General features: G+C 48.7%; 15 protein-coding genes. 10 read left to right on the forward strand and 5 right to left on the reverse strand.

The features are described 5' to 3' along the window. Window positions 1–84: 84 nt before the first annotated feature. Complete coding sequence (locus tag KXJ70_RS09500; RefSeq protein ID WP_219043272.1) at window positions 85–1,737, reverse strand: Na/Pi cotransporter family protein; 1,653 nt, start codon at window positions 1,735–1,737, stop codon at window positions 85–87. Between the two features lie 327 nt (window positions 1,738–2,064). On the opposite strand from KXJ70_RS09500, the gene KXJ70_RS09505 reads away from it, so the two are divergent. Further along, on the forward strand, window positions 2,065–2,529 hold the full coding sequence (locus KXJ70_RS09505; protein ID WP_219043273.1) for a hypothetical protein: 465 nt from the start codon (window positions 2,065–2,067) through the stop codon (window positions 2,527–2,529). A 57-nt stretch (window positions 2,530–2,586) separates the two neighbouring features. Here the strand turns inward: KXJ70_RS09505 and KXJ70_RS09510 are convergent, their stop codons facing one another. Together KXJ70_RS09510 and KXJ70_RS09515 are read right to left on the reverse strand one after the other, a co-directional pair. Next, entirely contained in the window at window positions 2,587–4,032 is a 1,446-nt protein-coding gene (locus KXJ70_RS09510; protein WP_219043274.1) for an SLC13 family permease, read from the reverse strand. A 77-nt stretch (window positions 4,033–4,109) separates the two neighbouring features. Continuing rightward, window positions 4,110–5,024: a pirin family protein gene (locus KXJ70_RS09515; protein WP_219043275.1), complete on the reverse strand. Its 915-nt coding sequence runs from the start codon at window positions 5,022–5,024 to the stop codon at window positions 4,110–4,112. Window positions 5,025–5,174: 150 nt separating this feature from the next. Between KXJ70_RS09515 and KXJ70_RS09520 the strand changes: the two genes are divergently transcribed. The 9 genes from KXJ70_RS09520 (at window position 5,175) to KXJ70_RS09560 (ending at window position 12,065) form a co-directional block, all read left to right on the forward strand. Continuing rightward, the gene (locus KXJ70_RS09520; protein WP_219043276.1) at window positions 5,175–6,041 is read left to right on the forward strand and encodes a dihydrodipicolinate synthase family protein; all 867 of its coding nucleotides are present in this window, start codon (window positions 5,175–5,177) and stop codon (window positions 6,039–6,041) included. A gap of 144 nt (window positions 6,042–6,185) precedes the next feature. Continuing rightward, complete coding sequence (locus tag KXJ70_RS09525) at window positions 6,186–6,668, forward strand: RNA methyltransferase (protein ID WP_219043277.1); 483 nt, start codon at window positions 6,186–6,188, stop codon at window positions 6,666–6,668. A gap of 19 nt (window positions 6,669–6,687) precedes the next feature. Beyond that, complete coding sequence (locus tag KXJ70_RS09530; RefSeq protein WP_219043278.1) at window positions 6,688–7,410, forward strand: polyamine aminopropyltransferase; 723 nt, start codon at window positions 6,688–6,690, stop codon at window positions 7,408–7,410. Between the two features lie 129 nt (window positions 7,411–7,539). Beyond that, the gene (gene mtgA / locus KXJ70_RS09535; protein WP_219043279.1) at window positions 7,540–8,235 is read left to right on the forward strand and encodes a monofunctional biosynthetic peptidoglycan transglycosylase; all 696 of its coding nucleotides are present in this window, start codon (window positions 7,540–7,542) and stop codon (window positions 8,233–8,235) included. 139 nt (window positions 8,236–8,374) lie between these two features. Beyond that, entirely contained in the window at window positions 8,375–9,016 is a 642-nt protein-coding gene (locus KXJ70_RS09540; protein WP_219043280.1) for a DUF2959 domain-containing protein, read from the forward strand. Window positions 9,017–9,112: 96 nt separating this feature from the next. Then, on the forward strand, window positions 9,113–9,943 hold the full coding sequence (locus KXJ70_RS09545) for an ATP-grasp domain-containing protein (RefSeq protein ID WP_219043281.1): 831 nt from the start codon (window positions 9,113–9,115) through the stop codon (window positions 9,941–9,943). Window positions 9,944–10,036: 93 nt separating this feature from the next. Beyond that, window positions 10,037–10,651, forward strand: coding sequence for a LemA family protein (locus KXJ70_RS09550; RefSeq protein ID WP_219043282.1), 615 nt, complete (start codon window positions 10,037–10,039; stop codon window positions 10,649–10,651). After that, window positions 10,651–11,397: a TPM domain-containing protein gene (locus KXJ70_RS09555; RefSeq protein ID WP_219043283.1), complete on the forward strand. Its 747-nt coding sequence runs from the start codon at window positions 10,651–10,653 to the stop codon at window positions 11,395–11,397. Before KXJ70_RS09550 ends, KXJ70_RS09555 begins: the two co-directional genes overlap by 1 nt. Before the next feature lie 50 nt (window positions 11,398–11,447). Next, on the forward strand, window positions 11,448–12,065 hold the full coding sequence (locus tag KXJ70_RS09560) for a TPM domain-containing protein (RefSeq protein ID WP_219043284.1): 618 nt from the start codon (window positions 11,448–11,450) through the stop codon (window positions 12,063–12,065). Here KXJ70_RS09560 and KXJ70_RS09565 read toward each other — a convergent pair. Both KXJ70_RS09565 and KXJ70_RS09570 read right to left on the reverse strand, forming a co-directional pair. Then, complete coding sequence (locus KXJ70_RS09565) at window positions 12,062–12,349, reverse strand: YkgJ family cysteine cluster protein (RefSeq protein ID WP_219043285.1); 288 nt, start codon at window positions 12,347–12,349, stop codon at window positions 12,062–12,064. The two genes, KXJ70_RS09560 and KXJ70_RS09565, sit on opposite strands and share 4 nt — an antisense overlap. Next, entirely contained in the window at window positions 12,350–13,243 is an 894-nt protein-coding gene (locus tag KXJ70_RS09570; protein WP_255558387.1) for a DMT family transporter, read from the reverse strand. Window positions 13,244–13,317: the final 74 nt, after the last annotated feature.

Raw genomic sequence — 13,317 nt, forward strand, 5'->3', positions numbered from 1 at the left:
CGAGACAAACCTTATATCGTCAGTGATGGCGATATAAGGTCTCGGTTATAAATGCGAATTAATATTTCCTCACAATAAAGTTGATTAAACGCTAATTTCTTCAAGGTCGCGGACGTCTTTTCGAGTTTCGTTTTCTAAATGCGCCAGGATTTTAATCGCTTTATACCAATGTTCATTCAGCTGCTTAATTTCCGTGATAAAGTCGATGCCGTTAATCATTTGGTCTAGGCTTATCAGCCCTTTCGTTCCCGTTGTTAGCATATGCTCTTTTAATACATCACGGTCACTTTTAAGCTGGTGGTAGGTGTTTTCCAGCTTTTCAAAATACCGTTCCGAATCAGGACTAGTAACCGAATTAAGAAATTTGCAGGCATTATCACGATAGGTTTGCAGCTCTTTCTCTAAGGTAATATTTGGTAGCTTGCCGAGTCGTGTTCTGGTTTCCAGGGCTGTACTCAATATACCGGCACAAGCCAAGAAGTATTGATCCACTTTCATTAAATTAGATAACTGCTTTGTCACATCGTCGCTTAAGGCGGCGCGTTCAAGATTAACGATATAACTAGATACTGCGCTAGACAGCTGGTGGATAGCGTAAATTTTTTGATCTAAATCATGATTCGAAATATGAGTGTCAATGGTTTGCTTCGCCGTAATACCAATTTGAATTGCAGTGCGCTGTAACTCTAAGATCAACGCACTTACCGCCATTACCGGCGCACCCGCTGTGCTTTTATCTAAGTATTTAGGTTTACCCAAAGACTCGCTGACGGTAATGAATCGGGTTTCCAAAAAGCCAACTAATTTATTGTTAAAGGGTATTATCAATAACACGCCAAGACAGTTAAATATGGTGTGAAACAGCGCGAGAGTAACACCAACATTGGGAGTCAACTTCATTAATTCCCTGACCGCTTCCACGGTATAAAACAGTGCTGGCAGCAATATTAAGGCGACAATAGCCGTCGCAATATTGAATATCACCTGTGCGGTCGCTAATCTTTTAGCGTTTGATGTGGCGCCAATTGAGGCGAACACCGCTGTAGATGTGGTTCCCACATTGGCGCCAATAACCATCGCCGCCGCCGCGTAAATGCCGATCATTTCAGCCGAGGCAGCAGAGATGGTGATAGCAATGGCGGCACTGGAAGACTGGGTCAGTATAGTCATTACTATGCCGATCAGCAGGTAGCCGATCACCTCCGAATTTCCCTCCAACGTGATGGTGCTAAAATCAAAATTCTCCACAATGCCTTCAAACGCATGCTGAAGCGTCGAGATGCCGAGGAAAAACAGACCAAACCCAACCATCGCCCGACCAATACCCAGACGCGGCCCCTTGCTTTTGGCGAGCATCATAAACGCGCCAATACCGATGGCAGGGAGAGCAACTGCATGAATATCCAGTTTAAATCCGACTATCGCAACCAACCACGCGGTCATAGTGGTGCCAATATTTGCGCCGTAGATAATACCCAGTGCTTGACGCATTTTAATGAGTTCGGCGTTAACAAAACCCAGCGATGCAACCGTGACCGCACTAGAGGATTGCACAATAGCTGTCATCAACACACCCGAGAGTACGCCGCGTGCCAGCGTGTTGGTCCAATTAGCGAGTAGTCGACTCAGCGATTGTCCAGCGGCCAAGGTCAGCCCATCGGTCATCATCTCCATGGCGACTAGAAACAGGCCTAGACCACCCAGAAGGGTTGCAAAAACAACATAACTCTCTGGCATTGCTCTGACTCTTTATTAAGGCGTATCTACAGTAATTCATCTTAACCTAAGCCCCGCCATACAAATGAAGAACGAGAGGTCCAAATGTTCGCTACAAAGCTATTTTTCCAGCGCACAGATTCCTTTCTAATAGCGTCGTCGTCTTAATACAGTGCTTTTTTCAGTGCTGGCGCCAGATCAACTCAACATCGAATGGCTAGAAATGGTCGATTAACCGTATATTTTTTCGGCGTTTTAGAGTCGCGTGCCCGCGCAGATCATCAACTTACGCCATTTCTTCGTAGTAGGTCTATACGGTATTTTCCGCGAGCCACTGAAGGGTGTTACGTGTTAGGTAAACTCACCAAGTTCGGCCTGCCGGTCTGGTTTGTCGTCAGCTTTTCGCTTTGGCTTTTACTACCGACCTCTGTGTTACTGACTCTTACGCCAGTCATTTGCGCATTATTGCTGTGCTCAATCAGTGCGGTGTTAGCAGTGAGTTTGTATAAACTGTATTTGCACCAACATCACCGCGCAAAGGGCTTTTACGGCGTATTGTGTTCGGCAATATTAGCGCCGCCAGTTTCCATCCTGTTTTCTTACAAGGTCGACGCGCTGCTAACGGTGTACCCAATACGCGACTTCGCCGCCCTGCTCTGGATTTTAAGTTCGATGGGCGCGGTACTCACTATTATAGTTTGCCGCCTAATGACTAGTGTGATTTCTAAACGGAGCCGCATCCACGATTATCAGCAGGCTAAACCGAAAATCGAGGTAGCCGCGAGATTGCAAAACGCCAGCGCCAAAACATAGGCCTCAAAACAGTGTCGAATCACCGCAGTCGGCAACATTCCCTATCTGTCATCTTTGTCACGATATAAATAGTGCAAGAACAAGGTAGTAGGCCACGCAACTAACCAAGGCAATTCCGAACAAATTCAAAACACCACCTACATGCATCATGTCTTTAATGCGCAGCTCACCGCTACCAAATACCACCGCATTTGGCGGCGTAGCGACCGGCATCATAAAGGCACACGATGCCGCAATGGCAGCGGGCACAACAAACAACAGAGGCGATACCGACTGCGACACCGCCAAGGCGCCCAGCAGCGGTAAGAAGGTCGCCGTGGTGGCGGTATTGCTCGTTATTTCAGTGAGGAAAATAATCACCGTCACAATCATCAGTACTACCGCAAATATGGGCCATCCATTCAGCAACGAGAAGTTCTGCGCTATCCATTGGGCCAAGCCTGATGTTTTAATCATCGCCGCCAGGGCAAGGCCGCCACCAAACAGCAATAAAACACCCCATGGCAATTTCTCTGCGGAATTCCAGTCCAGCAGAGCTTGGGAGTTTTCTCCGCCAGATCTCACTGAAAAAAGTAGAATAGCCGCCGTCATCGCGATAACGGTATCACTAACGCCCGGAAGAAATGTGGCAAGCAAAGGTCGAAATACCCACGCCGCAGCCGTGGCTAAAAATATCAACAGCACGCGTTTCTCTGCGCTTGTCAATGCACCGAGCTTTTGCAACTCGGCCTGCAGCAGACTGCGACTGTCAGCCGTATCCAAACCCTCAAACCCCTTGCGACACAGCCACCACCAAGTGAACGACAGCATCGCTGCCGCGATTGGAACACCAATAAGCATCCACTGCGCAAAGCCAATACTTATATCGTGATCCGCCTTTAAATACGCCGCCAACATCGCATTTGGGGGCGTACCGATCAAGGTAGCAATACCACCAATACTGGCACTATAGGCAATAGCCAGTAGCAGCGCGACTGCAAAGCGACGGCGCTGGATCTCATTCCCCGCAGGAACGAACCCAATCACTGACAAACCTATCGGCAACATCATAATGCTGGTCGCGGTATTACTCACCCACATGCTCAAAAACGCAGTGGCAACCATAAAACCAGCAATCTGACGACTCGGCTGTTGTCCCACCGCCAGTAAAATTCGCAGGGCAATACGCCGGTGCAATTGCCAGCGCTGCATCGCCAAACCTAAGAGGAAGCCGCCCAAAAACAAAAAGATAATGCCATTGGCATAGGCACCAGCCAAATCCTCTACCTTGGCGACCCCCAATACCGGCACTAAAATTAGCGGCAATAACGCCGTCGCGGGGATAGGTATCGCCTCGGTGGCCCACCAAATTGCCATCCACAACGTAGCGCCCAAGGCCAACCAAGCCTCCGCTGTCATACTAGCGGGTGGCGGTATTATTAGAGTCAGCGCTAACATAGCCGGGCCTAATATCAATCCGCTGATGGAGGCAGACCGTACTTGCTGCTGATCGCGATTAGTCATTGCACACTAGCAATCTTCTGTCTTCTCTAGCCAAGATTTAGAACCTCCGACAGAGTGATTATTTCTTTCTAAATTTATCATTCCGGAAGGGGAATAAACTCGTCCTCATCGCCGGCCACCAGAGGAAATCGACCTTCGCGCCAATCTTCTTTCGCCTGCTCAATTCGCTCCTTTCTGCTAGACACAAAATTCCATTCAATATAGCGCTTGCCGATATTTTCACCACCGATAATGGCAATTCGCGAATCGACGCTGGCCTCTAAAACAATACCTTTCTGATCGGAAAATATCGCCATGGCGTATTCGGCGATTTCAGTTTCCTTAGACTTTAATTTGCCCTTAGCAACGTATACGGCGCGCTCATCTGCGTCGGGTAAGCTTAGTGTTTGACCTGCCTTTAAGTGCGCTTCTACATAGAGGGTTTTAGCAAATACCTTCACCGGTGATGTGACCCCGTATGCACTGCCCATCATGACCCGCACGGCGACATCATTGACCACTGCCGTCGGAATATCCGCCTCGGGATAATGATAGAAGGCGGCATCAATCTCTTCATCTGCTTCAGGTAGTGCCAACCACAGCTGCAATCCGTGCAAAGTATGATCGACCGCCGTCAGCTCTGGACGCTCACGTTCAGAGTGGGTGATGCCGCTACCCGCGACCATTAAATTGATATCGCCCGGCTTAATCGCCTGCAAACTACCCACCGAGTCGCGATGTAATATTTCACCTTCAAACAGGTAGGTCACCGTCGCAATATTGACATGCGGATGAGGTCGAACATTGATCCCCTCGCCTGCGCTAAATTCCGCCGGACCCATATGGTCGAAAAAGATCCACGGGCCGACCATTTTCCGCTGAACTGCAGGCAACACACGCCGCACAGAAAAACCACCTAGATCTTTTTCGCGCGGATGGAGAAGCAGTTCAATCGCGTTGCAGCCCGTCGATGAATCGCATTCATGCTCAACTTGCTTACTTAGGTTGCTCATAGTCACTCTCCATACGATAAGATTTTAAATATGAAGATCTATAATACCGATTAAACACCGCACATAAACTTTTTAACGCGATTTCTACAGTCCTGAATTTTGCCGCTATACTTTAGACCTGTGCTGATGACTACTTTTAGGAGTACTCCTATGATCAAAGGCAGTATTGTTGAGCTGATCACCCCAACTCATAGAGACGGGTCGCCAGACTACGAGATTCTGGAAACACTGGTGGAGTGGCATATCGACAATAGCAGCTCGGCGCTCATTGTTGCCAGCGCCGTGAATCAATCCTCTGCAATGCATATTGATGAGCGCACTGAATTACTTCGTCGCGCCATTTGGCAATCCGATGGCAGAATTGGTGTTATTGCCGATTTAAGCAGCGAGTCCCACGAGCAGGTTTTTGAGTTTGCCGCTGCCGCCGATGAGTTCGGCGCCAACGCTGTATTACTGCGCAACCCTACTTCGCCCATTCAATCGCAAGATGCCCTATTCGACTATTTTCGCGCTGTCATAGACAGCGCGAAAAGGCCATTGATTATTGGCGACGATTTCACCCACCCCAATTTAATTTCACCACCCGATATTTTGACCCTGGCAAACATGTCGGGAGTTGGCGGCTTTGTAAACTATTCCAAGCAGCCCCTTCAAATCGCGCATCAGGAACTGCCTGCAGAACTTGCCCTCTATTCAGGCAACCTCGCCAGCGCTTATCAAAGCTTGTGTGAAGGCTATTCAGGAATTGTGTCCATCGTTGCCAATATCGCTCCTGCACTTGTTCAAAAGCTGTGTTCTGCTGTCGAGACGGGTGAAACGGCACGTGCTGATTTACTCAATGCACGCTTACAACCTTTGGTGCAAGCACTGTTAGACGAGCCAAATGTGATTCCAATTAAATGGGCACTCATTGAGATGGGCTGTATTCCCGAGGGCATTCATCCACCCGTACTTGCACATACCCATGACTACTCGAATTTGCGTCGAGCGATACGCGCTGCTCATATTCCGATATAAGTCCTCGTTCTAAACAACACTAGCTGAGCTGTTTTTTCTTCGGTACAAAAATAACATTCAAACAGTGATGTAGCTTATGATTAGCGGCTAGTGGCGCTGCAAACGCTAATATCTCGTAATTTAAAATAACACTGTGCATTCACAATGAAAAATAGCTACACCTGTATCGGCCTGTTTAATCCTAAATCTCCTGAGAATATAGGCTCAGTGATGCGAGCTGCTGGTTGTTATGGCGTTAGCTCGGTGTTCTATACCGGCACGCGCTACGATTATGCCAAGCCCTTTTACACCGACACCCAAAAAGTCCATGAGAAAATTCCACTCATTGGCGTCAAGGATTTAAAAGATATTATTCCCCTCGGCTGCGTACCCGTAGCAGTTGAGTTGCTTGACGGCGCCAAACCGCTCACCACCTATAGACACCCTGCCCAGGCTTTTTATATTTTTGGCCCAGAAGACGGTACTCTGAAAAAAGAGATCACCGAATTTTGCCAGGATATTGTTTACATACCAACGCAGGGTTGTATGAATTTAGCCGCGACGGTGAACGTTGTGCTTTACGACCGCCTCGCCAAAGGTGATGACTTCTCATACCATCAGAAAGCCTTGCGAAAGAAGCCCAAATAGCCCATCAGGATATCGGTACATGTCTCTTTTATTCGAAGAAATTGATAGCCAAACCTCAAGCTTAGGCGAAATATCACTGCGTAGACGGCGCATGCCCGCCTATGGTGAAAGAGATATTTACGAAGTAAAACTGGGCGACGAATTTTTAATGTCGAGTATGTTTGTCGATGCCGAAGAGGCCTTGTCCACCCTCGGCTTAGCTGCAACGCAAGGCGAAGATCTGAGTGTGGTTGTCGGTGGCCTCGGCCTGGGTTACACCGCAGTCGCGGCACTAAAAGACACGCGAATTAGCGAGCTACTGGTGGTTGATGCCTTAGACACCGTTATCGGCTGGCATAAAGATGAGTTGGTTCCTCTCGGGAAAATTCTAAACGCCGATAAGAGACACCGCTATGTGCTGGGCAGCTTCTTCGACTTGGCGACCGATCCCCGTTCAGGCTTTGATCCAGACAATACGGCTAGAAAATTTGATGCCATTCTTTTAGATATAGACCACTCGCCCACCGAATTTTTAAACTCCGCCAACGCCAGCTTTTACACCACTGAAAATCTCGCACTCATGGCAATGCAGCTAAAGCCCAAGGGCGTGTTTGCGATGTGGTCGCAAAATCTGCCAGAAGCCAGCTTTGAGGCTTTATTGGCGACCGTATTTAAGAGTGTAAGCTCCCATGTGGTGTCTTTTTACAATCCATTCCAAAATGGCGAATCGACCAATTCCGTGTATGTTTGCGTAAACGCCTAATTATCGACAGCGAAATGACGTTAATTATAACTATAATCACGTGCAACGAATGCGCACATATTCCGTCAGAGCATCTTATAGATCGTCCCTCTTAGAAAGGGATAAATGGCATTCACTATGGGGCATACCATGGCCAGAAAAAAGGGAATAACGAGGCTACTTTTTCGCACAGCCCTTATATTAGTACTACTCAGTGTCGCACTGGTTTTGCCGTTTCGCTGGATTAATCCGCCCGTCAGTATGGTGATGCTGGAACGCAGCTGGCAACAGCGCAACACGGACTACCATTTAAAAAAGCAGTGGTTGAGTTGGCATCAAATACCCCGCCATGCCGCACTGGCGGCTGTGGTATCTGAGGATCAAAACTTTCCAACTCATTATGGCTTCGACATAAAAGCGATTCAAAAAGCTTTTGCCGAGCGCGAGCGCCGCGGCAGTCTGCGCGGCGCCAGTACCATCAGCCAACAGGTCGCCCGCAATATGTATTTATGGACGGGACGCAGTTGGCTGCGCAAAGGTCTTGAGGTGTGGTTCACCGGCTTGGTAGAGCTGTGCTGGCCCAAGCAGCGCATTCTGGAAATCTATTTGAATATCGCCGAATGGGGCAATGGGGTATTTGGCTTGCAAGCTGCCAGTCGCTACCACTTTGGCGTTTCCGCCGCTCAATTATCTCCCATGCAATCCGCCCTGCTCGCCTCAACCTTACCCAGTCCTCTCAACTACAAACCCGCGTCTCCAGCGCCGCATTTACTGTCGCGCGCTAATTGGAACCTCGGACAACAGCGAATGCTCGGGGGCGACTCGTGGTTAGCGCCTTTGAAATAGAATCGGGTGTTACTGCGCGGAAAGAGCAATTCCAGGTACGCGCTACTACGCTCTTTAATTTATCCGCCACTGCTGTTTGCTGCATCGGGCCATGCACGCTACCATTGTGCATATAATTAATAATACCCTCGGACATCCCATGCGCCTTTTGATACTCCTGCTCGCTACCACAGCGATAATTTCAATTTCCGCTTGCGAATCGACTTATTACAACGCCATGGAAAAAGTCGGTGTGCATAAACGAGATATATTGGTAGACCGTGTCGATGAGGCCAAAGAGTCTCAAGAAGACGCCCAAGAACAATTTAAAGATGCCCTAAGCGAGTTTCGCTCTGTGGTGAGCTTTAATGGCGGCAATTTAGAAAGCCATTACAATCGCCTAAATAGCGAGTTTGAAGACAGCGAAGCGGCCGCCAAAGAAGTAAGCGACCGCATCAATAGCGTGGAATCAGTGGCAGAGGCCTTGTTTGACGAGTGGCAAGACGAATTGAAGCTGTACACCAATGACCGCCTGCGCGCTGACAGTGCTAGCAAACTGCAAGCCACTAAGCGCCAATACAGTGCCTTGATCAAATCTATGCGTCGCGCGGAAAAGAGCATCGACCCCGTCTTGAACGCCTTGCGCGACAATGTGCTGTACCTGAAGCACAATCTCAACGCCTCTGCGATTGGCGCCCTGAAAGGGGAGCTAGCCGGAATCGACCGCGATGTGCAGCAATTGCTAAGCGCTATGGAAAAAGCAATTAGTGAATCTGACGCCTTTATTAAGCAGTTAAAATAGCGAAGGCAAACAAAGCCAATAAATGCCGTTCTTAGGCTATTGACCAAATAGAAAATTGGGCTTAAAAAGGCGCACCTCAATTTCTTGTAAGCAATCATGGCGTGGATATCCTTCGACGTTTTTCGCACCCTCGGTTTTAATGACACCCTGCAGCTAAAACCTGAGCAGATTTTTAAACATAAAGACGACATCACGAGTGCCGACTGGGTTTTGTATCCTGAGTACTGGCAGCTCAACGCCTTAATTTATGGGCTTAAAGCCAAGGTTTTCCCAAGCCAAGCCAGCTATTTATTGGGGCATAACAAAATTGAGATGACCCGCGCCTTTGAAGTGGTGGCACCGGCCAATATTCCCCAAACCGAAATTCGCGCCAACACCCCCGGCAACGCCGATGAGTTGTGGGAGCTGATGCTGCTTCCCTTTGTTGCCAAGCTCCCCAAGGCGTCACAGGGTAGCGGCGTGTGGCTAATTCAAACCCGCGCCGATTGGAAAGCCTATTTGGAACGCACGGATATATTGTATGTGCAGGAATACCTGCCCATAAACCGCGATATTCGAGTCGTCATTATCGGCGATCAAGTAGTCTGTGCGTACTGGCGCTTGCAGTCAGACCAGGGCTTTTACAATAATGTCGCCAAGGGCGGCGTTATCGACCAAAGTCCAGTCCCCGCGCAGGCCGTCAATCTAGCGCTGCACTTGGCAACAAGTTTAAGTATTGACCACGGTGGTTTTGATATCGCCATGGTCAGTGACCATCCCTATGTATTTGAATTTAACCGGCTATTCGGCAATCAAGGGATTGAGGGTGGCGATCAGAAAATTCGTGAAGCCATTATTGACTATCTGCACCGTAAGCGGGAGCCAACCCAGCCCAACTTCCCCAAAGCCCCGGCCAATGGTCGCAAGCGCTTGCACCGCGTTGCGTAAACTACTCGCTGCAGAGGCGATGTGTGTATCGACTCTGCAGTCCGTCAACTAGGGTGTTACCATTGAGGTCTGTTTGTTCACGAGACCGATATTATGAACGCTGCAACACCATCGCTAACCCACCGCAGTCGCACCCTATTCATTTTACTGTTTACCAGCCTATTACTCACAGGCTGCGGCATTAACAATATTCCCCGCCTAGATGAAGAAGCCAAAGCGGCATGGGCACAGGTAGAAAACCAATACCAGCGCCGCGCAGACCTTATTCCCAACCTAGTCTCGACGGTGAAAGGTTTTGCCGCCCAGGAAAAAGAAACCCTGACCGCTGTGGTTGAAGCCCGGGCGAAAGCGACCTCGATGCAGGTTGATGCAAGTATTCTCGATAACCCTGAGAAACTTCAGCAATTTGAAGCGGCGCAATCGCAGCTGAGCGGCGCTTTAAGTCGCTTGATGGTGGTGTCTGAGAGATATCCCGACCTTAAGTCTAACCAGAACTTTTTGGCATTGCAGTCCCAGTTAGAGGGCACTGAAAATCGCATTAGCGTTGCCCGCCGCGATTTCATCCTTGCAGTTGGTCGTTACAACACCGAAATTCGAACCTTCCCCGGCAAGATTTGGCATAGCGTGATGTATAGCGAACTAAAAGAAAGGGAAACCTTTAAAGCCACTGCCGAAAAGGCTGATGAAGCGCCTCAGGTTAATTTCTAATGTCTTTTTTTAAAAGCACATCGCTATTGCTCTGCGGTTTACTCTGTAGCCTCAGCGTCTTCGCCGCTGAGCCAGAGTTTCCCAAACTAAGTGGTCGCGTCGTCGATACCGCAGAGTTACTTTCAGCCAGTGCCGAGCAAAGAGTTATTGCTCAGCTCGCCGCGCAGGAACAACGCACTGGCAATCAACTTGTGGTGGTCACCCTGCCGAACTTACAGGGCTACGATATTGCCGACTACGGTTATCAACTGGGTCGCCACTGGGGCATTGGCGAAAAAGATAAGAACAATGGCGCCTTATTGATTATCGCCATGAAAGAGAAAAAAATGCGCATTGAGGTTGGCTATGGCTTAGAGGGCCAATTGACGGATGCCCGCAGCGCGCAAATTATTCAGCAAATACTCACACCGGCATTTAAAGCCGGCGACTTCGACGGCGGCGTTAGCCGTGCTGTTGAAGCCATGATTTTGATCATTGACGGCAAAGCGCAAGCGATTGCTAAGAAGCAAACTTCCACTAAGAAATCACCACCCGCCCTGGGCGGCCTGCTCTTTATTCTGATTATTTTTATGATGATGGGCGGTGGCCGGGGTCGCGGCGGCTTACTCGGCGGCCTCCTATTGGGCTCCGCCCTAGGTCGCAGCGGCGGCTATGGTGGTGGCTTCGGTGGCGGTGGATTTGGCGGTGGCGGCTTTGGTGGAGGTGGCGGCGGATTTGGCGGCGGCGGCGCCTCTGGAGGCTGGTAAGGCAATGAGCTTATTTACCCCGTCGCGAATTTAAAAACACAGAGTTATTTATGGCTTTATTAAACCAACAGCAACAATCGCAGGTCGCAGAGGCCATCAGCAATGCTGAGCGTCAAACTGATGCCGAATTAGTCACCGTCTTGGCTCGCCAAGCCGATGACTACACCTACATTCCCTTACTATGGGCCAGTGTTTTAGCGCTGTTATTGCCCAGCGCGGTAAATTACTTTCCCCAATGGCTAAGCGTACATCAATTAATTTTGTGCCAGTGGGCCGTCTTTATTTTACTGGCAGTCGTGTTCAAACTGCCAAAAGTTCAAACACGACTAATCCCCCGCGCAGTGCGGCACTGGCGCGCCAGCAATTTAGCGAGACGACAGTTTTTAGAACAAAATCTGCATCACACTCAGGGCGAAACAGGCATGCTAATTTTTGTGTCTGAAGCGGAGCGCTATGTGGAAATTTTGGTGGATCGCGGTATCTCCGCAAAGATTCCAGATAGTTATTGGCAAGCTATCGTTAGCCAATTCACCGCACGGGTTGCCAAAGGCGAGACCGCGCAGGGCTTTATTGAATGTATAGAATCTTGTGGCAAAGAATTGCAGCGACAACTTCCCGCCAGCGCAGCCAAAAACGAGCTGCCGAATCATCTTATTATTTTAGATTAACGCGGCTCGTATTCATCTAAACATTCATACGAGCCGGTCGCAAAATCACCGCAAATAAACGGTCTATTTTCATAGATCATGCAAAGCATGGAATCGCGGTCTAGTGCCGCGCACCAGCCATCATCTAAACGCGCCATCACTTCACCGCCCCACTCATCGCGCTGTATGTATTTTTCTGGGACGCCGGTATCACTGATCAACATGACTTCTAGACGGCAGCAAGCCGCTCGGCAGCTGTCACATTTAATACTGCTATTTTCTACGATGGCCGCCGCAATTTTCATCTACCCCACCTCTGGGCGCATCATCGCGCTGCGCTCTGCTAACAAAATTCCAGCGACAACAAGTAGGAGTGCCACAATATGGTAAGCATGTAATACCTCTCCCAGAATGAGTACGGCTAGTATTGAACCGAATACCGGCACTAAATTAATAAATAAATTGGCGCGATTTCCGCCCACCATTTCTACTCCGCGAATATAAAGCGATTGAGCTAAAAGCGACGGAAAAATAGCAATATATAAAACCACGCCCATTCCGTGCAAATCTGGGAATAGCATTTTTCCAGATTGATACTCGAAGTATGCCAAGAGTAGTGACGACAACAGGGCCGACACAGCCAGAACAAATATCATAGCTTGCCAATGCAGTGCAGGTTTATATCTTAAGGTAACCGTATAAGCTCCGTACAATAGCGCTGCCAACATCATTAAGGCGTCACCGCGATTCAAATTCAGCAACAAGAGACGGGACAAATCACCATGGGATACTGTGATTGCGACACCAAATAAAGTTAGGGAAAATCCTACTAGCTGTAATGCACTTGGTTTTAATTTAAATAATAAAAAATTTCCGAAGAAAACAATCAAGGGCATGATTGATTGCTCTATCGTCACGTTGATCGCTGAGGTGTAATTTAAGGCGTGATAGAAAAGTGCATTAAATCCGGCAAAACCGAAAGCGCCAAACAGAAATAGCATCAGCATATTTTCGCGAATAATTTGCCACTGCTCTCGCACTTTAACTAGTGCAAAAGGCGCAATGAATACAACCGCAAATAACCAACGCAGCGTCGTTAACAGCATTGGTGAAACATGTCCCACCGCTAACTTGCCGGCGATTGCATTACCACCCCAAAATAAAGCGACACACGTCAGCAGCACAATGGGATTACTCAATACGCGCCGAATTGTAAAAATAATGAACTCCGTGCTTATCTAAAAGACGAGATACTTACCAGAGATAAATTGCC

The organism is Zhongshania aquimaris (genome assembly GCF_019312595.1).
Classification (GTDB): domain Bacteria; phylum Pseudomonadota; class Gammaproteobacteria; order Pseudomonadales; family Spongiibacteraceae; genus Spongiibacter; species Spongiibacter aquimaris.